Below are 21,613 nucleotides of genomic sequence, written 5' to 3' on the forward strand. Positions count from 1 at the left end.
TATGGTGCGCGAGCGCAACGACTCGTGACTCAAGGAATTCACCGCCGTGGTGCTCAGTGGCGAGATTGGCGTGGTCAAGCCCGACAAGCGGGCCTTCGACGTGGCGATGGACGCGTTGGGTGCGAGTGCGAAAGACACACTCTTTATTGATGACACCCAGGGCAACGTCGACGCAGCACGGGCGGCAGGGCTGCGCGGGTATCTCTACGACGGCAACCTTGCCGAACTGCGTGCGGAGTGCGGGCTGGCCTAGGCTGCGCGCACCTTCGCGGTGTTCAGCTCAAGCGGCGTGCGCAGGAGCGGGTCGAGCGCGACGGCGCGGGCGATGGAGCGGACGATCTCCTTGTGGTTGGGGATCATGCGCAGCTCCGTCGCGGACGCGAGATCGGGGTCGAGCTCGCCGCGTGCGGCCGAGGCAAAGAGCTTCGGCGCGGTGGGCACGTCGTAGAAGGCGGAGCCGGCGATGACCACGGTGTCGGGGCGGTGGGCATCGATAAGCTGGGCCGTAAGGCGGCCGAGGTCGGAGGCGCGCTGGGCAAGGACCGAGGGGGCATCGGCAGCCTCAGCGAGACGGGGCGCAAGCGCGGCGTTGACGAGGGTGTCGCGTGGGTCGGCGCCGTCGAACTGTGGGAGCTCGATGGAGGCAACGCCGTCCTCATCGGACAGGGCGGCGCCAATCGAGTCATCCGCGAAGAGGACGAGCGTGCGGGCTTCGTCGCCGAGAGGAGCGGCCTGCGTCTCCGAAGCGAGGATGGCGGGCACGGCCGGGGTGACAGTGACGGGGACGCCGAACTGGAAGTCGAGGCGTCCTGCGATATCCATGCCGTCCCAGCCGAGGTTGGCCGCGTGGACCTTGCCTTCTTCGTCGACGGAGCCGGAGGTGGTCACGCCGACGGAAACGAGTGTGCGGTCGACACCGGTGGTGAGCCGGTTGACGCCAGCGATGACGTGCTCGACGAAGTCATCGGGGCTGAGCTTCGAGACCGGGGTGGGAACGTTGTCTTCGCGGATAATGCGGCCGCGGGTGTCGTAGAGGCCGATATACGTCGAGGTGGTGCCGACCGCGATGCCGGAAAGGAGCCAGCCGTTATCGGAGGCCTCGAGCGGAACCGTGGGGCGGCCGCGACCTTGGGAGCGGGTGAGGTCCGTGCGCTCTTGGATGAGGCCGGCCTTGAGGAGAGCGGCGGTGGCGCGGGTGATGGTGGGCTGGGACAGTCCGGTGGCCTCCACGAGCTCGCTGCGCGTGATGATGGGATTGAGGCGTACGAGGTGGAGACGGGCCTGACCCCCGGACAGTGGACACGTCGGGGGTTAGCTATGCTGCTTGGGTCAGTGTAGCTGATGTGAGTGCTTCGAAGTCATCGGGGGCTAGAAGGTTGCACCAGGAATGCCGTCTGCGCGTGTTGTAGCGCATGCACCATCGAAAGACTTCTTGGCGGCAGACGATGGGATTGTCAAAGACTTTCCGATCACGCAGGACTTCACGCTTTAAGGTGGCGTTAAATGATTCTGCCAGGGCATTATCAGCACTCGTTCCCACCGCTCCCATGGATTGGCGAACACCAAGCTGGGTGCAGTGGTCCCTAAAGGCTTGTGAGGTGTACACACTGCCGTGATCGGAATGGAATACAGCCCCGTCAAGACTGCCACGCACACCGTGCGCGTGGGCTAGTGCATCGACGACCAGTGACACTCGCATGTGGTCTGCGATCGCATAACCTGCAAGTTTCCGTGAATACGTGTCAATGACTGTGGCCAAATACATGTTCTTGCCACCCTTACAGGGCGGGTAGGTAATGTCGCCAAGATAAACGCGGTTCGGCTCGTTGGCTGTGAATGTACGGCCTACTAAGTCCGGCATGACACGGTGGCCAGGCTTGCGCCTGGTAGTGACACATCGGCGGCGCTTGGTAAAGCCTTTAAGTCCCATGGATTTCATGATGCGTGCGACCTTCTTGTGGTTGATCGGAGGAAAGTCCGTATCGTCGTTGAGGCTTGCAGCGATGCGTTTAGCACCATAAAGCCCGTGCTCATCATCGAAGATGGTTGTAATTCTCGCACCAATAAGGGCATCGGAACACATCTTTAACCTGCGCTTTTCACGGGTTTGGACCCATTTATAGAACGAGGAGCGATTGAGCTTTAAAACGTGGCACATCCGCTTGACCGAGTATTCGGTTCGGTGGTCATAGACAAACTGGAAGCGGATCACCAGCGTGTCTCTTCGGCAAAATATTTAGCAGCTTTACGTAGAATATCGCGTTCTTCGCGCAGCTTCGCGTTTTCTTTTTCCAGCTGGCGGATTCGCTCAGAATCAGTCGCCGCTTGGGCTTTATCATGCACGGCTCTAATGCGGGCACGCTTTCCGGTGCCGTACTTGGTGACCCAAGAATGCAGCGAGGCACGGTTGATACCGAGCTCTGCTGATGCTGCGTTCAGCGAGAGGTCCTCATTGTTTTCATAGAGGGCCACAGCATCGCGTTTGAACTGTTCGGAGTACCTGGACATGGTGGTAGATTACCTTTCTTCCCAGCCCGACTGGGCTGGAATGAAAGGTGTCCACCAAAAAGGGGTCAGGCCCAATCACCACGCGCTCGCCTTCAGCAATGGGGTAGTGAAGAAGGTAGTGGATTCAGCTGAGTGCCCTTTGCCCTCCGTCGGAAGAAGAGTGGTGGAGAAGGCCTCTACGTCACGGTCTACCGTGGCCGGGGAACCTTCGGTTTCGCCGCCTTCGATCTCCTCTAAGTCTGACTCGTAGGCGTTGAAGGTGCGCGGTGCTGCGCGGCTAAGCTCCTTGGCCAAGCTATCGGCGTCGGAGGCGTCGGCATAGGTGCCGCCGGTGGCGTCGGCAATGCACTGCAGTTCCTGCTGAGCCTCGGGCTCAACGTTGAAGCCGACGGTGTTGATGACCAGGTCGATACCCTGTTCCTTGAGTTCCTTCGCCACATCGCAGACCGGTGGCGGGGTACATGTCGCAACGCCATCCGAGACCAAGATGATGCTGCGCTGGCCTTCCTTTGGAAGCTCAGCCGCGGCCTTGCGCAGAGATTCACCGATGGGCGTAAAGCCGCGCGGTTGGAGGCCATCCATGTGGCCAATCATCTTCTCAGAATTGCCGGCCTCGGGTGGCGTTACCACGGTGATGTCCTGGCAACCGGCAGCTTCATCTTCAGGAGCCTCGCCGGTGTTCCCACCGTAGGTGACAAGTCCCAGAGGGGCGTCGTCCCCGGCTTCGGTGATGAAGGTGCGGGCGGCATCTTTGGCGGCGTCGATGCGGGTCTGGCCGCCGGCATCGTTGGTGATCATGGAACCGGAGGAATCGAAGACCACCATGGTCGGGGCCATGTCACTAGAAGCAGTGGGGGAGCTCGGCACGGAGCTACTAGTGGAGGTTGAGCGTGAATCTTCGGCGGTGGCGGTGAGGGGAAAGAGAACGCTTACGACGGAGAGAGCGACTGCTGCGAGGAAAAGAATCGCCGTGAGCAATGGTTTTGGTATGAAACGTGACTTTGTGTGCATGTGAGTTAAATTACACACAGGAGGCGATCTGCGCTTGGGAACGGGGAATACAGGGGGATTAACCCCCGTGCATTCCGTTTCCGTTTGCGTGTTTTAGGGGGCCTTAGAACAACCGGGTATACATCCGGTAAAGCGAGTCGAGCATGCTCTGAATGTTGTTGCGGACCGGGCTGTTCGGGTCCAGCGCCGCCACACCGCCGGCGACAATCAGCGCACTGATGGCCCCCAACAGGAAGCCAATCACGCCGCCGCGAGAGGACGAGCACGAATCATCCGAGGACCCATCGGATGAGGCTGCCGAGCTTGCCGACGCCCCCGCAGAGCCCTCGTCACAGTTCTCATCCGGCTTGGCTGGCTCATCGGGCTCACCTGGCTTGGCTGGCTTGGAGGGATCCGAAGGCTCGGAGGGCTCGGCAGTTTTGGTAGTGGTAATGGTCGTCGGCACCTTGGTGGTGATGGTCTTTTCCTCAGTGGTGGGCACCATCGAGGTCACTGTCTTGGTGGTCTTCTCCGCTGGGAGCGTGGTGGTCACCGTGGTGGGGACCTCTTTGGTTTCCGTGGTGGTCACGGTGGTTGGAACTACCGTGGTGACGACCTCAGTGGTGGTCGCCGGCGCCGGGGTCGTCGGCCTCTCTTCGCGCGGGTCCGCAATGGCGTGGTCGTTGTTCTTCAGCGTGACCTTGTCCACCAAGTTCGGGTTGTTGGCGTTGTAGGTGCGGAAGGTGAGCTCATCACCGGTCACATCGACGACCATGTAGTCCTCGTCGTAGTCCTGGCGCCAGATCGCCGTGGACTCGTGCGGCAGAACAGGGTCCATGTTTTCCATGCGGGCATTGGGGTACTTCTTCCCGTCCTCACCCTGGAAGTCATAGAACTTGCCGCCGCCCGCCGAGGTGGTGGTGATGTAGAGGACCTCACCGTCATTGGGGGCGAGGACGTCGCCACGCTTCGCAGGAGCCTTCACCGGCTCAAGGCCGTTCATGAGATGGGTACGGGTGTAGATGTGATCGTGGCCGCTGAGTACGGCATCGACGTCCAGTTCGGACATGACCGGAGCGAGCTTTTCACGGAGCTTGGTTACATCGCCATCGGTGTAGTGGGTGCCTTGAGAGAAGAAGGCGTGGTGCATGCCCACGATGATCCAGTCATTGAAAGCTCCGCGGTTTTCAATGGTCTTACGCATGAACTCCGCATGGCGCTCAATGTCCGCGTCACTGCTGGCGTTGGTGTCGAGCCCAAGGAAGAGAACGTTGTTGCGCTCAAAGTAGAAATCCCGCAGGTCTGGCTCCTGATTCGGGTTGATGAAGTGCTCATCGTAGTGCTTCATTGCCAGGTCTGACGGGTACGTCTCGTGATTGCCCGGCAGTGCGTTGGTGGGAATGTTTCGAATCTCCGGTGAGGAGAAGTAGCCGTCGTACTGCGCGATCGTCGCGCCCCAGCCCTCAACCTGGTCACCGAGGGACCAGATCATGCTGGCTTGAGGGGCGTCGGCAACCGCGTTGCCGATGGTCTTGTTCCACTGCTCGGTCTGACCCTTGATGTCGGCATCGACTCCAATCTGCGCGTCAGAAACCGTGACGAAGCTCCAGTCCTGGCCAAAGCTGCCGGTGTTAAAGGTTTCAGGCTCGGACCAGCCGCCCTCTTCGGAGCCGACGCGGTAGGTGTACTCGGTGTTTTCCTTTAGACCCGTAGCGGTGGCGTAGTTGGACACGTATGCAATAGCGCCACCGTCCTTTTCCTCGGCTTCAAAGGTCTGGGCGCCGTCTGGGCCGGTGACCTCGAGGACTTCCTTGTCTGCCGGGCCCTGGGTGCGCCACGAGACAATGACGGAGCTTTCCTTGCTTCCCGGTTGGAGCACCATCCGGGAAATGGGGCTAGTTTGAGCGGTAGCCAGAACGGGAACGCTTACCTGTGAGGTGAAGACAAGAGCGGCCGCGGTCATGGTGGCTACGCCAGCGGAGGCGGGAGAAAAACTAAAACGCTTCATTATTGCTTTGTGTGCCTTTTGCGATGAATATCGGAAGTTGAGTGTGAGAGTGTTTCTCTGCTGAGAAAACAGAGAAACAGACATGACCTAGTCACAGAAACATCTCAAGGTGAACCTCCGGTTAAGCAGAATAGAAATCTGTGGAACATGCCCCCGGTATAGGGGATATCACGCGCTGTTTCGCGTTGAAATAGCAGTTTTGGTGAGCTTATGTTTAGCCCCATGTCCCACGAATTCGGGTCCACAGATACCCCAGACTCTTCAGAATCTTTAAGAAACTCTCGCGCTATCCGCTTTAATCGACGCACCGCGCTGCGTTGGGGCGCCGTTGGTGCATCCACCGCGGCCGCTGGCTATGGGCTGTCGGCAGCAACTGCCCAGCACGGCACCCCGCGCCAGACCCCGTTGGAAGCGTATAACCAGTACACCGGCGCCCAGCTGCCTTTCCTCCACGGCGTTGCGTCCGGCGATCCGCTGCCCACCTCGGTGGTGCTGTGGACCCGCGTCACCCCGGACCGGGATGCCCTGCCTGGTTCTGGCATGGGAGACGACGTTCACGTGGCATGGGAGATTGCTACAGATGAGGCGATGGGTTCCGTGGTGGCACACGGCCAAGAGGTTGCCTCCGCGGAGCACGACCATACCGTTCACGTAGATCCCTTTGGCCTGAACCCGGACACCGTGTACTACTACCGCTTCCAGGTGACCTCGGGTGAGCATAGCGGGGCGTATTCGCCCGTGGGCAGGACGAAAACTGCGCCAGCTGTCGATGCCCAGGTAGACAACCTGAAATTCGCCGTGGCCTCGTGCGCCAACTACGAATCGGGCTTCTTTAACGCCTACAAGGACATGGCGGAGCGTGGACGCTCCGGGGAGCTTGACTTCGTGGTCTTCCTTGGGGATTACATCTACGAATATCCCACGGGGGAGTACGTGGGCAAGAGTGGTGTGGCACGTGAGCACCACCCCGTGTGGGAGATCGTCACGCTGGAGGATTACCGCATCCGCTACGGCCGCTACCGCACCGACGAGCACCTGCAGGCTGCGCATGCTGCGGCCCCGTGGGTCGTGGTGTGGGATGACCACGAGACAGCCAACAACTCCTGGCGCGAGGGCGCCGAAAACCACACACCTGGGTTTGCAGAGGGCGAGTGGTCCCGCCGTTGGAACGACGCCTTGCAGGCCTATTACGAATGGATGCCGCTGCGCCAAAAGCAGCTGAGCGAGGGCGGTAAGCTTTACCGCAACCTGCGCTTCGGCTCCCTCATGGAGCTCACCATGATGGACTTGCGTACCTACCGCGATCAGGAAACCACCGCTGCTAACTTCGGGGACCCGAATCGAACCATCGTGGGTAACGAACAGCTGCAGTGGCTGCGGGACACTATTTCGATGTCAGACGCCACGTGGATGGTGATGGGCAACTCTGTGATGATGGCTCCCATGCGCCTGCTGACCATCCCAGGTAATGATGCCGCCAATGAGGGCTTGCGCTTTGTCAAAGGCAATACTTCTGGCTTCGCCGTGAATTCGGATCAATGGGATGGATACGCCGCCGACCGTGACCGTGTACTCGAGGCTCTTGATGCTCGCGAGGGCAACTCCTTCTTCATTACCGGTGATATTCACTCGGAATGGGCCAACGACATCTACCTGCACGACAAGCGCGTGGCCTGTGAGCTGGTGACTACCTCAATTACGGCGCCCAACGTCGACGAAATCCTCACCACCTACACAGGCACCTACCACAGGGAGGACAACTCGACTTCGTTGCTCATTGAGGACGCAATCAAGGACGCCAACCCGTGGGTAAAGCACTTGGACTATGACTCCCACGGCTATGCCGTCGCGCACCTCTTTGCCGATCACGTGGACATGCACTACTACCGTGTGTCTGATGTTGAAGCTGAAGATGCTTCGGTAGCGCTGGTGGTGAGCAAGACCTGGAATCCTAAGGACGGATTCACCGCCTAGCCGCCATTCGACAGTGAGGTCGCCGGGCGGGATCGGTCCAGCGCCCTGAGGTAAAAGAAGCGAATCAGCGCGCGCCGGGGAATATCGAGCAACGGGCGCAGGAAGGGGAGGTGAGCGGGTTGGGAGGAGGCGTCGACAAGCAGCAGCGTGCGTCCATCCCGTAGACGCTCTAAGGTAAAGGTCTCCTCGCCGCGCTCAATATGGCCGGGAAGGGTGCCGTAGGTAAAGCCACACCGGCGCTCCTCGCGGAAGACATCCACGACCCGGCAGCGAAACTTCCACGACCCCAGCCCGAGGCTGACCTCAGCGCCTTCCTCCACCGTGGCGTGGCTGGGCCGTACCCGGAAGAGACCGCTGCGCTGCAGGCCCCAGCGGAACAGTTTGTCTGCGGCAGTATCGAAATCGGCGTCTATGACGCGGGACATGTGCAGCTGCGGGAAGCCCTCGGTGGAGGAGTACGACAGTGGCTCAGGCATGGGGCTTAGCCTAGCCAAACCGCCCTTAGATGATGCTTGAGAAGAGTAAAATAGGGTGTATGCAGGAGAAACGGAAACGACTTATCGTTCCTGACTTAGCGCGTGGCACGGCGCTTTTGGGGATTGCCATGGCGAACGCCGTGCAGAGTTGGGTTGTGAACGAGTGGTCCTTGGGGCCTAGCTCCACCCTGGGTGGTGTGCGTCCCGATAGCGCCCTGGACACCGCGGCCGCGGTGTTCACCGGCATGTTTGTACGTGTGCGAGGCCTGCCGATGTTCTGCATGCTGTTGGGATTCGGCATTGGTCTCATTGCTGCGAGCCTGCAGCGTAAGGGCTACACCATTAAAGAATCGCGGCGCGTACTCATCCGCCGCTACGGGCTGCTTGCAGTTTTTGGTCTGGCGCATGGCTTCGCGCTTTTCGACGGTGGACCCTCACCACACCGCTACCATTTCAGTCTTCTGAACAGTCAACCTCGCGGGTGTCTTAATCGGGGTTGATGTTTCAGCCGGGGCCGTTTGGACGTGTTGTTGTCGGACATGGCTTCAGCTCTGCAGGCATTGCCGCTGAGCAGTAATGGGAAGCTGGATCGTCGTGCCCTCCCCGATCCAAATTAAGTTAAAAAGTCTCGGATTACCCTTGTTAGCCTACCCTGGGTGATGGTAGCCTTACCTAACCTTGTTCGTTTAGTGAAATGGAAACCCATTCAGGATGAAGAACTCAATCGTTGTCCGTGCGCTCAGTCTCGCCGTGCTCTCCACTACCCTGATGTTGGGAGCCTGCAGCTCCGATACAGATGGCAAGGCGGAAAATACTTCCTCAGGCGCAAACTCCGCAGCGAATTCCGGTGATAATGCCTCCGAAGTCACCATCAAGCACGCCAGGGGGGAAGACACATACCCCGTAAACCCCGAGCGCGTCGTTGCCATTGGTCCAGCCATCGACAACCTGCTGGCTATGGGCATCAAGCCCTCCGCCGTGGTGGTGTCTGCTAAGGACATGAATGCCCCGTGGCGCGACGGCAAGTTGGACGGCGTGGAGATTATCAAGCAGGCCGATTTCAAGACTCTGCCGAAGGAAGAGATCGCTGCCGCTGCTCCGGATTTCATCGTCGGGGACTACTGGACGATCTCCGAGGATAACTACACACAGCTCTCCGAGATCGCGCCCACTCTGGGTGGTATTGGCACCGAGGGTGAGGGGATCGGCTGGAAGTCGCAGCTGAAGGAGCTCGGCAAGATCTTCAACAAGGAAGATAAAGCTCAAGAAGTCATCGACCAGGATGAGAAGGTCTTCACCGATGCGAAGTCCGAGCTGCCGAATATCGAGGGTAAGACCGGTGTGGTCTCCCAGTTCGCTCAGGGATCCTTTGGAGCTGTGGCCGACCCGAAGGACCCAGGAGCCTCTTTCATCTACGACCTGGGTATGAAATTCCCGGAACCTCTGACCGACGGCTCTATTGAGGTAAAGCAGGGGCGCGTGACTCTGTCGCCAGAAAACGTCTCCGCCCTGGCTGCGGACTTCATGGTGATCTATAACCGCACCGGTGACATCGCGGAGGTGGAGAAGATCCCGGGCTACTCAGACCTGCCGCAGGTCAAGTCCGGCGCCACCCTGGCGGGTAACGAGGCTGTGGTTGCCGGCCTGAACACGCCGACCTCCCTGTCCCGTGCATGGGTATTGGAGCAGGTCAAGCCTACCTTGAAAAAGCTCTCTTAGTCTCTTTTTCTCCAGCACCCCTCGCGAGTGTGTCGCCCGGTGTGGCAGCGTGGGGTGTTTTCTTATGCCCTTTCTTGTTCGCTCACTCGCCTCCCCGCTGCCGCCCGCCGACCCGCAAGGAACTTTGCTTGTCTTCTGCGCAGTGGGATCCGGCTGCTGCGTGGAGGCGCCGTCCGGGGGCGTATCCGGTGCGGGTGAGCGAACTTGAACTTACGCATGCGCAGCTGGTGAAAGTCGATGGCTGGAAGAACGTTTTTCAGCAGTGGGCACCGCGGTGCTGGACAAGAGTTCGGCTGACCGGCCAGCACCCGAGGCGAGAGGCATCGACCCTGCGCATGCCGACCAACCGCATGCCGATCCACCGCACTGACCCGCTACACACCGTCCCAATCCACTAAACCAACCCACATACTGACCCTACGCACACCGACTCACCGCACACCGCCAACCCAGAAACGAGAAAGGAATGACCATGGCGAGGAATAGCCGAGACAGGGAAATCTACCCCATTACGATCCGCGAACTGCAGGTCGATGACATCGAGGACATCACACCAGGGATGCGTCGCATTACTCTGACGGGCGAACAACTACGCGCCCATAGTGCGTTCGGCGTAGACGCACCACCGCTAGTCAGCGATGGTTTCGACGACGATATCCGCATCATCTTCCCAGACCCGGCCACCGGGGAGCGCCCTCACCCCATCACACGGGAGGACGCGACGGTGCTATGGCAAGAGGAAGTCAAAGATCTGTTTCGGACATATACCGTCCGTTCATTCGACGCCTCCCAGGGCCGTCTCGTCGTAGACTTCGCGCGGCATGGCCAAGGCCTGGCCGAGGACTGGTCCGCACGAGCTCGACCGGGAGATCCCCTGTATATCGCAGGGCCGAAGTCTTGCGCAGCGCTGCCCACCCACACTCCGTGGCTACTGATGGTGGGCGACGAGACGGCGCTGCCGGCGATTGCTCGCTGTATAGAGTCTTTGCCCGCCGGGTATAGGGCAGTGGCGATTATTGAGGTAGCCACGCGGGCACATGTCCAGCGACTGGAGTTCGAAGCACAGGTGGACATTCACTGGCAGGTGCGAGACGAGGGCGGGGACTTCGTGGCGAAAGCTACCGAGTTGTACGGAGAACACCCAGAGTGGGCGGCCGAGCCCGCTGCGATGCCCTATGTATGGGCTGCGGGAGAGGCCGGGCGATTGAAGGCGATCCGACGCTGGGTTCGAGCTCTGGGGATTCCGCGGGAAAACGTGGAGATTACGGGGTACTGGCGCGCAATGGCACCGGCGCAATCGGAAGCAGGGGCGACGGCTACGCAGGCTGAGAGTGCGGGGCAGGTTACGGGCACTCCGTTGCAGGGCGACAGTGAGGGGGCGGAGACAGGGGCTGTGACGAGCTACCGTAATGCGCTGGTTGAGCTGCATGAACTCACCGAAATGGGGTCGGCGATTCTTGTGCGCCAAGCCGTAGGGATGGGGATTTTCGGCCTGATTGATGAGGGCGCGGATCGAGTGGATCAACTGGCCGAAGCAACTGGCGTGCAGCAGGAGCTGGCTCTCCGGATTGCGCGTTACCTGGAGGCAGTGGGGTTAGTGACGTTGTCGGCGGATGTAGCACTGGATAGCTCATCGGAGGATGTGGCGGACCAACGGGCGGTTCGAATCGGCCTCACTGCGCTGGGCAGCGAGTTGGCAAACCCGGATTCTCCAGTAAGGGATTGGATTACCGGGCCGGCGGCCGCCAAGACCGCAGCACTTGGCCGGCTAGGGCAGGCACTGCAGAATCCGGCTGATACCGGCGAGCACCGCTGGGACTACATTGTGCAAACCCAGCCACAACTGGCCGTGGAGGAACACGAACAGGCGGCCTCCAGTGCTCAGTGGTCGGCCCCGGCCGCAGCGGAGATTCTGAGCAGCAAGCTACTAGCGCGACAGGATGCTGGCTCGCTTCGATGCGCGGTGGGAGGTCCGGCCGCGGCGGTGTATGCGGATGAGATTCTACGTAAGATACCGCAGGCAAACGCCGTGGTGTTGGGGTCGTTTTCGGAGGCAGAGGATGACGCAAGGATCTCAGTAGGTGCAGCAACTGCAGCGATGACGGAGCCTGGGGCCAGCGCAGAGGAGGTTATGCTGCGCGATATTGCTCCACGCCGCCGGGATCGTGCTCGCTATAGTGCACTGCACGCTCCAACGGTTGGGCGTAGCGGTGGGGATGCGCGCCGGGCGGATTGGGCTGGCACAGTGGCTACTTTGTGCGAGCAGGTAGATGCTGTGGTGCTGGTTGATCCGTGGCGACGTTGGCCAACTATAGAGTTGCAGCAGCTGGTAGCTGCCGTACTACGTTCTGGGGCGCAGCTGTTCCTGGTGACCCCAGTGTTGCAGGAAAGTGGGGCCGAGGATCATGACTACCAGGAAGATTTATCACGCCTCGTTCTGTATGGATCGCAGCTGCCCACGGCCCGTGTGATTGCGAAGCACCTGGCTGCCGTGGGTGCGGTAGTGCGTTCGAAGCAGCCGGTGGGGTGGAGTGCCCAGCTGTTCGAGGTGGGGAGGGGAGGTAGGTAACTGCCGGTGGTCGGGCGAAGCGTGTGGAGGAGCGGCGGACGTTCGGTGGTTTGCTAAACCGTTTCTAAAGTGCCCCCTGTCGGCCGGGATCCCCCCTTCCGCTGGGAGCCTTCCTATCGGCTGGGGTCCCACCCCTTCGGCTGGGAGCGCCTGTCGGCTGGCCCCTAGCGGCTGAGCTGCCTCCATATCGGCAGCCACACACCCCCCGGAATAATTAACTTAGCCTATCCTTTATCTAGTTAGGCTGCCCCATGCGGGGTAGACGCGGTAGACGTGATTGACGCGCGCTCGAGGATCGATCAACACCCCGTGCGTCCGATGGCCTTCACCGCACCCCAATGAGCTCCCTACACGTTAGGCTTTTATATGTTTCGAAACAATTCGCTGACCCGTCGCGCGGCAATGAAGACGGCCGCTGTCTTAGCAGCATCCACTCTCGTCCTTTCCGGTTGCTCCCGAGGCGAGGATTCCTCGGCGTCAAATATTGAGGGCAATGAGAACGAGCGCATCGCCGCAGTTGGCCTAGGAGACAGCGATACCTTGCTCGCGCTAGGTATCCAGCCTGTTTGGCAGCAACACGCACATCGGGAAAACGTTGTCATCAACTCGGGCGCGCGTTTCCAGGATCAAGGTGGCATCCACAAAGGGGAGCATGCGGTCGTGGCCGCGGGCATGGTGGTGACTAAGGACGTCGCGCTGCGCACTATTGCGGGCGGGGTGTCGGCCCGTTACTTGCGCGACATCGAGGGCTAATCCGCGCGGGCAGAGGACGTTGCCGCCGAGCGCATGGTACCCGCCTCCAGGTCATCCTCGTTGAAGAAGTCGAGGACGCCGTCCTCGAAGACGTAGGCGCCGTCGGGGAAGTAGAGGGTCAGAGTGCCGTCTTTGAGCTCCGCCTGGATGGGGTGACCCAAGGTGCCGGCCTCGTAAGTGCCGTCGCCGACCTTTTCAAATTTCTTGTCGGACAGGAAGTCTTTGGAGTCGTCTCTGAAGGTGGCGAGGTCGACTTCCGTTTCGCCATGGGTTTTGAGGAAGTAGTTGCTTGGTCCGTTCATGGCTTCCGCGGGGGAAAACTCACCGTCGAGGAAGTCGCATTCACTTTCGCTGATGGAGAAGCGGCAGCGGACGGGGCCGCTATTGGTGTCGAATTCGTAGAACTCGTCGAGGTCGGCCGGATCGACGGCGTCGTTCAGATGGGTGAGGTCGATTCCGATGTGGTGTTTGTCTTCTGCGTTGAGCTCGGTCTTGAGTGCTCCGAAGTCCATCGCGGTAAATGTCACGCTCACTGGCTTGCCTGCCTCATGTGCGGGAGTATCGCCCGTAGTGAAACTTACGGAGTCGCTGCCAATGGTGAAGTCGAAGCCGTCGCCGGAGAAGTACCCATTGCTGTCATTGAGCGGGTGGCCCCAGTTGAAAACGATGGAGAAGACCACTTGTTCGCCCTCGTAGTTGCCGGAGGCAATGATGTAGCTCAGGGGCTCGCACGCATCGAAAGAATCTTGGGTGACTTTGAAGTCTTTGAGAGGTGCTCCGCGTTCAGGCTCCTCCGTCAACAGGAAATGAACGATGGCCGTTGGTGCTTCGCCTTTGTCAACGAATTCGCCGACTCCGGAGTCGGCGACTCCGGCGTTCGGGTCGCAGCTTTCTTCGGCCAAGGATACGGGCCAGTTGCGTGTCGATGCCGCCCTGCTCGACGTAGCTGGGCTGGTGCTGCTGCGAGTCGCGCGTGAGGAAGTGCTCGAGGTCGCTGGTGGGTTGGAGGCAGACTCGGTCGCCGCGCTCAAGTCAGGTGCCACTGCGGATTCCGACGGGGCTGCCTCGCGCCGAGTGTCGGGGAGGGAGCAGGACGCAACGAGCGCGGCTGCTGATGCCGCCGCTACTGCGGCACGCGCGGTGCGTTGGGGCAGGAGGACAGGGAGAGTGGTCATGGTGTATGTCCTTCGTCCGAGGGGCGAACTCGTGGCCGAGACTAACGAAGCGCGAAGCCGAGTCCTATCACCGGCTGGAAATTGTTAGGAGATCGAAATGATTTACGGGGAGAGCTGAGTGATGGGCTGGACAGACAAGATGTCGACCTCGCCCGCGCAGGCCTGCAGGCCCGGCACTGCGACATAGAGGCTGTCGGTGTTTTCGGGCGGATAGATCCGCAGGCCATCGGCGTCCTGCGGTTGGCAGGCCGCCGCGTCGAGCAATCCCACGTTGGTGATCTTGAGCCCCGCGCGGGCCTGGGCCCCTGGCGCCAGCGTCACGGTGGCAGCTTCGGTGCCGGTCTCACGCAGCGCGGCGGGGCCTAGTTGAGTGCCGTCGTTGCTGGTGACGGCGGAGACGCCGGGGAAGCCCGTGAGGGTGCACTCCTCGTCAGAGGTATTGGTCAGCACGATGTCGACGAGTCGGGAGCCAGCGGCTCCCTGTTCGTTGGTGATCTCGGTGGAGAGCTGGGAGGTGGCGCAGGCGCCCTCGGGCAAGGGCGGGATAGTGGAGGATGCTGGGGCTGGTGCGGTGCCGGACGCGCCGGGAGCGGCCCCGGAAGCAACGTCGTCGGCCGTGGCGGTATCGGCGGCGTCAGCACCGCCAGTACCGCCAGCACCGACAGTGCCGTCGGCGGCATCGTCACCCGCAGGGGCGTCGGCCGAGTGAACGACGGTGGTCGTGACTGCCGACGGTGCCGCAGAGTCCTCCTCGCTGGCGGAACACGCGGCGAGTGGCAGCAGCAGGCTGAGGGACAGGAGTGCGCGCAGATTCTTCATACCCACAGGGTAGTTTCACAGCACGACGGGGACTAGAGATTACTGGTCACGAGTCTGTTAAGTCTTTGCTAGCAATGAGCAACGATTCGCAGAATGTGTCACACAGTGTGCAGTAGCCGTCCTGTGACTGAAAGTGTGAACATGATGAACTCCCGCCGCCTTTCCCATGATCGAAAAACGCAGGGAACGACGGGGCTTATGGGCGCTCCGGCACGATGAGCGGCCCGCCGGTGACGGGGTCCTCGATGACGCGGGAGTCCAGTCCGAAGACGTCGCGCAGGGCCTGCGGCGTGATGGTGGACTCGGGCGAGCCCAGGGCCGTGACGGAGCCGTCCTTCATGAGGACGAGGTTGTCCGAGTAGCGGGCGGCTAGGTTGAGATCGTGGAGCACCATGACGATGGTCTTGCCCTGTTCCTTATTGAGCGTGGAGACGAGCTCGAGGACGTCGATGGAGTGCGCCAGGTCCAGGTAGGTGGTGGGCTCGTCGAGGAAGACGATGTCGGTGTCCTGAGCCAGGACCATGGCTATCCACACGCGCTGGCGCTGGCCGCCGGACAGGGAGTCCACGGGGCGGTCGCGCAGCTGAAAGACGTTGGTGAGCGCCATGGCCTCGTCCACGGCGGCGGAGTGGGAGGCGGACCACTGCTGCAGCCAGGACTGGTGCGGGTGCCTGCCGCGGGCCACGAGGTCTGCGACGGTGACGCCGGCAGGGGTGATGGGGGACTGGGGGAGCATCGACAAGCGCGTGGCTAGCTCCCGGGAGGAGTAGTCACCCAGCTTCTTCCCGTCGAGGGTGACGGAGCCCGCCGACAGTGGGAGCAAGTGGGACAGGCCGCGCAGGAGGGTCGACTTGCCGCAGCCGTTGGCGCCGATGAGCGTGGTGACCTGGCCGTCGGGGATGTCGAGTGTGACGTCGCGGCTGATGACGGTATCGCCATAACCGACGGAGACGGAGTGCGCGGAAAGTCGAGCGTTCATTACCTGATGTTGTCCTTCAGACCCTGGAGGATGATGGTGGCCGAGAGCAGGGACGCGTTCATGTACCAGGACTCGTAGTCCACGGACACGGCCTGGTTGGCCTGCACTGCCTTGAGAGAGTGCCATGTGGCGGCCTGCGAGGGGTCGGCGGCGCCGGCGTTGACGCCGTAGAAGATCCAGTCGGCGTCGGCCTCGGAGAGCTGCTCGGCGGAGATGTCCTGGCCAGCCTTCTCAATCTGCTTTTGGTTGGCGGGGCGGGGCAGGCCGGCATCGGCGGCCACGGAGCCCGCCATGGAGTTGACCCCGTAGAGCTGGAACTGGTCTTCCTTGGAACGCAGGAAGGAGACGGTGGGCTTGGAGGATAGGCCCTCGCCCCAGGCTTTGGCGTTGGACTCGTACTCGGCCAGGAGGGGCTCGGCGGAGTCCTTCTTGCCCACGGCCTCGGCGATGGTGAGGAGGTCCTGCTTCCAGTTCTCGCCGCCGCCCTTACCGGTGACGACGGGCGCGATGGCCTTGAGCTGCTCCAGGATGGCCTCGTCCGTACGCGAGTTAGCGCAGATGAGGGTGGGCTTCAGGGAGGCGATGGTCTCCAGATCCGGGTTGGCGCGTAGGCCGCAGTCCGCGATGGAGTCCAGATCGAAGTCGGAGCCGAAGCGGTTGCGGATGTAGTCCGGGACGACGCCCAGGTTCTTGGCCTTGGCCGCGCCCACCGGGAGAATGCGCAGCATGAGGAGGTTGTCCAGCTGGCCGGTGTTGAGCGCGATCACGCGCTGGTGCTGCTCGGCGGCGCTGGACGATGCCGCGGAGGTGGCCGCCTGCTCGCTCGGCGCAGTCTCCTGTTTGGAGCAGGCCGCAGCGAAGGCGGCGACGCCGAGGCCAGCGGTGATCTTGAGGAAGTTACGTCGTTGCATGGTCGTCTACTTTCGTGTTCGAGTTTGCTGCCAGAGCAGCCAGATGAGGAAAGGTCCGCCGATGACCGAGGTGATGATGCCCACCGGGATCTCCCAGCCGAAGGCACAGCGGGCGATGAGGTCGGACACGCACACGATGATTGCGCCCATGGCCGCCGATGTCCCCAGGGGCGGCGCCCCGACCCGCGCCAGGCGCGCGGAGATCTGCGGGGCGACGAAGGCCACGAAGCCCACCGGGCCCACGGCGGAGACGGTCACCGCGGCCAGTAGAACTGAGACGATGAGCAGTGCCGCGTTGATCTTCTTCAAGGGGGCGCCGAGGGCTTGGGCGGAATCCTCGCCGAGCTCCAGCGCGGGCAGATCGATGGCGATGCGGGCTAGCACTAGGCCACACACCACGAGCATGCCCAGGGTGGGCCATAGGTGCTCGAAGGTGCAGCCGTTGAGCGAGCCGACCATCCACACCTTGGCCGCGGCCGCGGTGTTGAGATCTGTGGCGGCCAACATGTACGTGACCAGGGCGTGGAGGAAGGCGTTGCCGCCGATGCCCACGAGGACGAGGCGGAACATATCCACCCTGCCGCGCCGGGACAGCATCCAGATGGCCGCGCCGGTGGCGAGACCGCCGGCCATGGCGGCGAGCGGGATGCCGACGTAGGCGCCGAACGCCCCGCCGGCCCCGGCAGATCCTCCGAAGACCATGATGGCCACGGCCGCCACGGTGGCGCCCTGGTTGATGCCCAGGATGTCCGGGCTGGCCAGGCCGTTGCGGGCGATGCGCTGCGTGATGGCGCCGGAGAGCCCCAGCGCGGCGCCGACGGCTAGACCCACGAGCGAGCGGGCCAGGCGCCAGTCGATGACGACGGTGCGCTCGAGTTTGTTTCCGCCGCCCGCCAGAACGCCGATGACCTCGGCGGGGTTAAGGGGGAATTCGCCGATGCCGAGGCTGATGACCCACACGAGCGCGCTCGCGACCACGATGGCCGCGGTCCAGGCTTGCGTGCGCGGGTGGTAGAGGAAGCTGAACTTTCCGAGGCTGAGGTACTTCATTACAGGCTCACCACCGTTCGGTGCCGGACGAGCCAGATAAACGCCGGCCCGCCGAGCAGCGCGATGACGATGCCCGCCTGGAGCTCGCCGGGGCGCATGATGAGGCGGCCCACGATGTCGGCGCCGAGCAACAGGCAGGCGCCCGCCAGCGCGGAGTAGGGGGTCACCCACTTGTAGTCCGGGCCGGTGATGCCGCGGGCGACGTGGGGCACCACGAGACCGATGAAGCCGATGGGGCCCGCGGCTGCCGTGGCCGCGCCGGCCAGCAGGGTGATGGCCACGAAGCCCAGGATATTGGCGCGGGCAACGTTGGTGCCCAGCGCCTGCGCGGCCTCCGCGCCCAGATTGAGGATGTTGAGCGTCGGGCCCAGCGCCAGCGCTAGTACCGCGCCGATGGCGAGCGGCACGAGCGCAGGGGTGATGATGTCGAAGCCGCGTCCGGTGACGGACCCCGCTTGCCAGAAGCGGAGGGTGTCGAGCGCGTTGGGATCGATGTAGACGATGGCCGACGTGGCCGCCGCGAGGACGGCGGACAGGGCGGAACCCGCGAGGACGAGGCCCAGGGTGTCGCCGCGACCGATGCCGCCGGCGGAGAGCCCGAAGACGAGCAGCGCCGCCAGGCCCGCGCCGAGGAAGGCGAGGAAAAGGTGCGACTGCATGGACGTCAGTCCGAAGAGGAAGATGCCCGCCGAGACGAAGAGTGCGGCGCCCGCATTGATGCCGAGTAGTCCAGGGTCCGCGAGCGGGTTGCGGGTCAGGCCTTGAACGAGTGTGCCGGCTAGTCCGAGCGCAGCTCCGACGACGATGGCGAGCACGGTGCGCGGGATGCGCATGGTGGCAAGGATTCCGGCGATCTCGGCGACGCTGCTGCCCACGGTGCCGGCGGCCTGGGCGGTGTCGGTGTGCCCGCGCAGGATCTCCCAGGCGGTGGGCCAGGCCTGGGTGAGCTCTGAGATGGAGGTCGCCTTGGCGCCCAGTGCCAGGCTGGCGAAGACGAGGGCGACGAGTGTGGCCACGAGGAGGGCTAGGCCGAGGAGTCGTCTGCTGTGGCCCGCGGCGCGCGGGGTGCCCGCGGCCGGTGTCGGCAGAGTCGTCGATGTCATGTAGGTAAGGATAACCTTATTTCGACGATGTACGTGAATTGTCTCTCCTTGCTGGAGGTTCGTCGGCTTGAGATAGGTTCACCTAATGTTGGTTAGGCTATCTTTTCTCAATTCGACAGGCCTTTTATGCCTCTGCGGACTTCCCGCACTCGTCGCTCGGCCGCGGTATTCCTGTCGCTCGCCCTTGTCGGCTGGGGTGCGGCCGCATGCTCGTCGGACCCCGATTCCGGTGCGGCCGACAACTCGGTGGCGGCATCGTCGGCATCGTTGGCGCAGTAGGCATCGGCTGACGGCGACGCCGCGGCCTATCCGGTCACAGTGGCCACCAAGTTCGGTGACGTCACCGTCGAGGAGGCCCTGCGGCGCATCGTGGCCCTGGGCTGGGGCGACGCCGAGGTGGCGCTCTCGCTCGGCGTGCAGCCGGACCTTATCCTCATCCTCGACGTTCGTTCCTCGGGCGATCGAGAGCGCTACGACACACTGTCGGCCATCGCGCCGGTCGTGGGCATCCCGGAGGGTGGAGACAACTGGCTGACGGATCGCTCCACCCAGCTTGAGCGGTGGGGGGAGACAGCGGAAAGCGTGCCATCAGTGCTGTCGTCGGTGACGCAGCCGGTGAGCACTAGAGCGAGGGATGCGGCGAGAACGGGGAGTAGTCGCTGTGTAGTCATGGTGCGGAGTCTAGGCGTTGAGCTTTTAGAGTTCTTGCAAAGCGGGGAATACGCGCTCCTTGAGCAAAGGGGCGATGTCGACATCCGGGGCAGCGGGATCGACCCACGCTAGCTCCGCAATCTCCTTGTCTGGATGCGCGACGGAGATTTCTTCCTCGTAGACATAGACGTGTGCGTGGATGTTGTGTGGGGCGCTGTTAGCCGCCGGTGAGATATACGTGGCCAGGCGGCGAAGCTTCGATATGTCGACCGCGGCGCGCACGGCCTCGTGGGCGATGAGCTGGGCGGCCTTGGCGGGGTTGATCGTGTCATCGATGGAGCCGAAAGGCAGGACGAATTCTGGGGTAGAGGTGGCGCGGAGGACGAGAACGCGACCGTGATTATCGCGGAGGATAACGGCTACGATTTCAGTAATGTCTGCGGGAGATGAGGGCGAAGTGGAGGTCTCAGACATGCCTCCATAGTAGGTCTGCGCGGGGTGCGGAGAGCGGTGAAGAAAGAGAGGGGGCACCCGAAAACTGTCAGTAATGTAACGGGTTGGACACAGTCACACACGTTAGAAAACGGCCGTCCATGGCACGTGCCATCATAGGGGAAGTCTTATAGACCATTACGAGAAGAAGTGAAAGAGGAATTGCTCAATATGCGAAAAATTCCGCACCTTAAGAAAGTCCTCGTGGGCTCGGCTTTCACAGGTGCGTTCTTCCTGGGTAACCCAGCGGCGGGTGCCCAGGAACTCCCCACAATCCCGGAGATTGATTCGGCAGGTTTTGTTGATCAGGTACGCGAGGATCTGCAGTCCGTGGGCATTGAGACCATGCCCGTGGACAAGGAGCTGACAGACTCCGTCGATTCAACAGTCAACGGCGCCGCCGCAGCGGCGTCGAAGGATGCGTCCCAGGCGGTTGCTGGGGCCGTGAATTCCCCTGCGGCGCAGCGCCTTGCGGGGCAAGCGAACCTGGATACCCAGTTACCGGTTCCGGCAGCACCGCAGGACTACGCTGGTGTCGACGCCAAAACGGGTGAACCGCTGACGAATCCTGCCCCCATCGGATTGCTGGAGGAGGCCACGCAGCCGGAATTCGTGCCACAGGGCACTGATCCGAACTATGCGTGGAAGAATGACCTGTTTTCCAAGATCGCTGCCGGTAAACCGCAGGCGGACTATGTCCTGCACCGAGTGCCTGGTTCCTACTATGACGCGCCCCAGATTCCTGAGGAATCCAATGTCGCGATGACCGAGGGTAAATCCCTCTACGGCCCGGGTACCCCGCTCTACATCCATGAGGACACCATGTGCACGCTGACGGCAGCCGGCACCGATGCGGAAGGCCGCAAAGTCGGTATTACCGCTGGTCACTGCGGAAATGTCGGCGATCCGGTCTCTTCGGCAGACTCCTGGCAGGTTGGCCCGACCGGCACCGTGGTGTCAAAGAATGAGCAGCTGGATTATTCGCTCATCGAGTTCGGCTCCAAGGCCGAGGTGTCCCGTAGCTACAACGGCGTGACCGCTAATGGGGTTGGTGGCACCACCCAGCCGGGCGATATCACCTGCAAGAGCGGCGTGGCCACCGGCCGTACCTGTGGCATGACCTTCCAGCACACCGAGCGCGTCACCGTCAACCAGGTGTGCGCCATGGTTGGAGACTCCGGCGCTCCGGTCTTCCGCAACGGCCGCATCGTCGGCTCGGTATCCCGCGGCCTGATTCCGGGGTTGCCGTCGTGCCACACTCCGTGGCAGGGCGCGCTGCACAACCCCACGGTTGTGTCTAACACCGATGCCATCATCGCGGATCTGAACCGCCGCGAGGGCGTAGGTTCCGGTTTCGCGCTTCCGGAGAACTAACCACCACTGCGAAACCGGTCACGGAGCCGTGGGCGCGTGGCCGGGAGAGTACGTTTCTAACA

At 62.1% G+C, this 21,613-nt stretch carries 22 protein-coding genes; 9 read left to right on the forward strand and 13 right to left on the reverse strand.

Annotated elements, in window-relative coordinates; all coding sequences use genetic code 11:
* Positions 1-46: 46 nt before the first annotated feature.
* Positions 47-253, forward strand: coding sequence for an HAD-IA family hydrolase (locus tag R3O64_RS03680; protein ID WP_070524703.1), 207 nt, complete (start codon positions 47-49; stop codon positions 251-253).
* Here R3O64_RS03680 and R3O64_RS03685 read toward each other — a convergent pair.
* From R3O64_RS03685 to R3O64_RS03700, 4 genes are all read right to left on the reverse strand, one after another.
* Positions 250-1,296, reverse strand: coding sequence for an ROK family transcriptional regulator (locus R3O64_RS03685; RefSeq protein WP_070532436.1), 1,047 nt, complete (start codon positions 1,294-1,296; stop codon positions 250-252). The genes R3O64_RS03680 and R3O64_RS03685 overlap by 4 nt on opposite strands.
* A 19-nt stretch (positions 1,297-1,315) precedes the next feature.
* Positions 1,316-2,508, reverse strand: a protein-coding gene (locus R3O64_RS03690) for an IS3 family transposase (RefSeq protein ID WP_102234021.1) whose coding sequence is annotated in 2 segments (ribosomal slippage) — positions 1,316-2,229 and positions 2,229-2,508 — 1,194 coding nt in all. Because the reading frame shifts where the segments join, the coding sequence is not laid out codon by codon here.
* Between the two features lie 75 nt (positions 2,509-2,583).
* Entirely contained in the window at positions 2,584-3,519 is a 936-nt protein-coding gene (locus R3O64_RS03695; protein ID WP_227486303.1) for a vWA domain-containing protein, read from the reverse strand.
* 103 nt (positions 3,520-3,622) lie between these two features.
* Positions 3,623-5,506, reverse strand: a complete 1,884-nt coding sequence (locus R3O64_RS03700; protein WP_339017315.1) for a metallophosphoesterase family protein — start codon at positions 5,504-5,506, stop codon at positions 3,623-3,625.
* A 222-nt stretch (positions 5,507-5,728) separates the two neighbouring features.
* Between R3O64_RS03700 and R3O64_RS03705 the strand changes: the two genes are divergently transcribed.
* Positions 5,729-7,480: an alkaline phosphatase D family protein gene (locus R3O64_RS03705; protein WP_339017316.1), complete on the forward strand. Its 1,752-nt coding sequence runs from the start codon at positions 5,729-5,731 to the stop codon at positions 7,478-7,480.
* On the opposite strand, the gene R3O64_RS03710 is transcribed toward R3O64_RS03705, so the two are convergent.
* Positions 7,477-7,956 carry a DUF1990 domain-containing protein gene (locus tag R3O64_RS03710; RefSeq protein WP_339017317.1) on the reverse strand — a complete coding sequence of 160 codons (480 nt, stop codon included), beginning with the start codon at positions 7,954-7,956 and terminating at the stop codon, positions 7,477-7,479. The genes R3O64_RS03705 and R3O64_RS03710 overlap by 4 nt on opposite strands.
* A 59-nt stretch (positions 7,957-8,015) precedes the next feature.
* On the opposite strand from R3O64_RS03710, the gene R3O64_RS03715 reads away from it, so the two are divergent.
* From R3O64_RS03715 to R3O64_RS03735, 5 genes are all read left to right on the forward strand, one after another.
* Positions 8,016-8,456 carry a hypothetical protein gene (locus tag R3O64_RS03715; protein ID WP_339017319.1) on the forward strand — a complete coding sequence of 147 codons (441 nt, stop codon included), beginning with the start codon at positions 8,016-8,018 and terminating at the stop codon, positions 8,454-8,456.
* Positions 8,457-8,667: 211 nt separating this feature from the next.
* Positions 8,668-9,675, forward strand: a complete 1,008-nt coding sequence (locus R3O64_RS03720; protein ID WP_070597334.1) for an ABC transporter substrate-binding protein — start codon at positions 8,668-8,670, stop codon at positions 9,673-9,675.
* A 128-nt stretch (positions 9,676-9,803) separates the two neighbouring features.
* Complete coding sequence (locus R3O64_RS03725; protein ID WP_143335455.1) at positions 9,804-10,073, forward strand: hypothetical protein; 270 nt, start codon at positions 9,804-9,806, stop codon at positions 10,071-10,073.
* 74 nt (positions 10,074-10,147) lie between these two features.
* A complete protein-coding gene (locus R3O64_RS03730; RefSeq protein ID WP_070597336.1) occupies positions 10,148-12,244 on the forward strand; it encodes a siderophore-interacting protein in 2,097 nt (698 codons plus the stop codon).
* Positions 12,245-12,610: 366 nt separating this feature from the next.
* A complete protein-coding gene (locus R3O64_RS03735) occupies positions 12,611-12,997 on the forward strand; it encodes a hypothetical protein (RefSeq protein WP_070684169.1) in 387 nt (128 codons plus the stop codon).
* Here R3O64_RS03735 and R3O64_RS03740 read toward each other — a convergent pair.
* From R3O64_RS03740 to R3O64_RS03765, 6 genes are all read right to left on the reverse strand, one after another.
* Positions 12,994-14,172, reverse strand: a complete 1,179-nt coding sequence (locus tag R3O64_RS03740) for a hypothetical protein (protein ID WP_246816535.1) — start codon at positions 14,170-14,172, stop codon at positions 12,994-12,996. The genes R3O64_RS03735 and R3O64_RS03740 overlap by 4 nt on opposite strands.
* Positions 14,173-14,274: 102 nt before the next feature.
* Positions 14,275-14,991, reverse strand: coding sequence for a DUF4232 domain-containing protein (locus R3O64_RS03745; protein ID WP_070684173.1), 717 nt, complete (start codon positions 14,989-14,991; stop codon positions 14,275-14,277).
* A 196-nt stretch (positions 14,992-15,187) separates the two neighbouring features.
* On the reverse strand, positions 15,188-15,970 hold the full coding sequence (locus R3O64_RS03750) for an ABC transporter ATP-binding protein (protein ID WP_010189119.1): 783 nt from the start codon (positions 15,968-15,970) through the stop codon (positions 15,188-15,190).
* On the reverse strand, positions 15,970-16,881 hold the full coding sequence (locus tag R3O64_RS03755) for an iron-siderophore ABC transporter substrate-binding protein (RefSeq protein ID WP_070684175.1): 912 nt from the start codon (positions 16,879-16,881) through the stop codon (positions 15,970-15,972). The genes R3O64_RS03750 and R3O64_RS03755 overlap by 1 nt, the downstream gene beginning before the upstream one ends.
* Before the next feature lie 6 nt (positions 16,882-16,887).
* Positions 16,888-17,931 carry a FecCD family ABC transporter permease gene (locus R3O64_RS03760; protein ID WP_010189115.1) on the reverse strand — a complete coding sequence of 348 codons (1,044 nt, stop codon included), beginning with the start codon at positions 17,929-17,931 and terminating at the stop codon, positions 16,888-16,890.
* A complete protein-coding gene (locus R3O64_RS03765; RefSeq protein ID WP_070596551.1) occupies positions 17,931-19,034 on the reverse strand; it encodes a FecCD family ABC transporter permease in 1,104 nt (367 codons plus the stop codon). Before R3O64_RS03765 ends, R3O64_RS03760 begins: the two co-directional genes overlap by 1 nt.
* Before the next feature lie 126 nt (positions 19,035-19,160).
* On the opposite strand from R3O64_RS03765, the gene R3O64_RS03770 reads away from it, so the two are divergent.
* On the forward strand, positions 19,161-19,313 hold the full coding sequence (locus tag R3O64_RS03770; protein WP_227485943.1) for a hypothetical protein: 153 nt from the start codon (positions 19,161-19,163) through the stop codon (positions 19,311-19,313).
* A gap of 191 nt (positions 19,314-19,504) precedes the next feature.
* Here R3O64_RS03770 and R3O64_RS03775 read toward each other — a convergent pair whose 3' ends face one another.
* Positions 19,505-19,705, reverse strand: a complete 201-nt coding sequence (locus R3O64_RS03775) for a hypothetical protein (protein ID WP_339017320.1) — start codon at positions 19,703-19,705, stop codon at positions 19,505-19,507.
* A gap of 25 nt (positions 19,706-19,730) precedes the next feature.
* Positions 19,731-20,159, reverse strand: coding sequence for an NUDIX domain-containing protein (locus R3O64_RS03780; RefSeq protein ID WP_070624450.1), 429 nt, complete (start codon positions 20,157-20,159; stop codon positions 19,731-19,733).
* Between the two features lie 189 nt (positions 20,160-20,348).
* Here R3O64_RS03780 and R3O64_RS03785 point away from each other — a divergent pair, with 189 nt between their 5' ends.
* Positions 20,349-21,551 carry a S1 family peptidase gene (locus R3O64_RS03785; RefSeq protein ID WP_102234041.1) on the forward strand — a complete coding sequence of 401 codons (1,203 nt, stop codon included), beginning with the start codon at positions 20,349-20,351 and terminating at the stop codon, positions 21,549-21,551.
* Positions 21,552-21,613 lie beyond the last annotated feature (62 nt).

Origin of the sequence: Corynebacterium hesseae, from assembly GCF_037850265.1 — a bacterium.
GTDB lineage: Bacteria > Actinomycetota > Actinomycetes > Mycobacteriales > Mycobacteriaceae > Corynebacterium > Corynebacterium hesseae.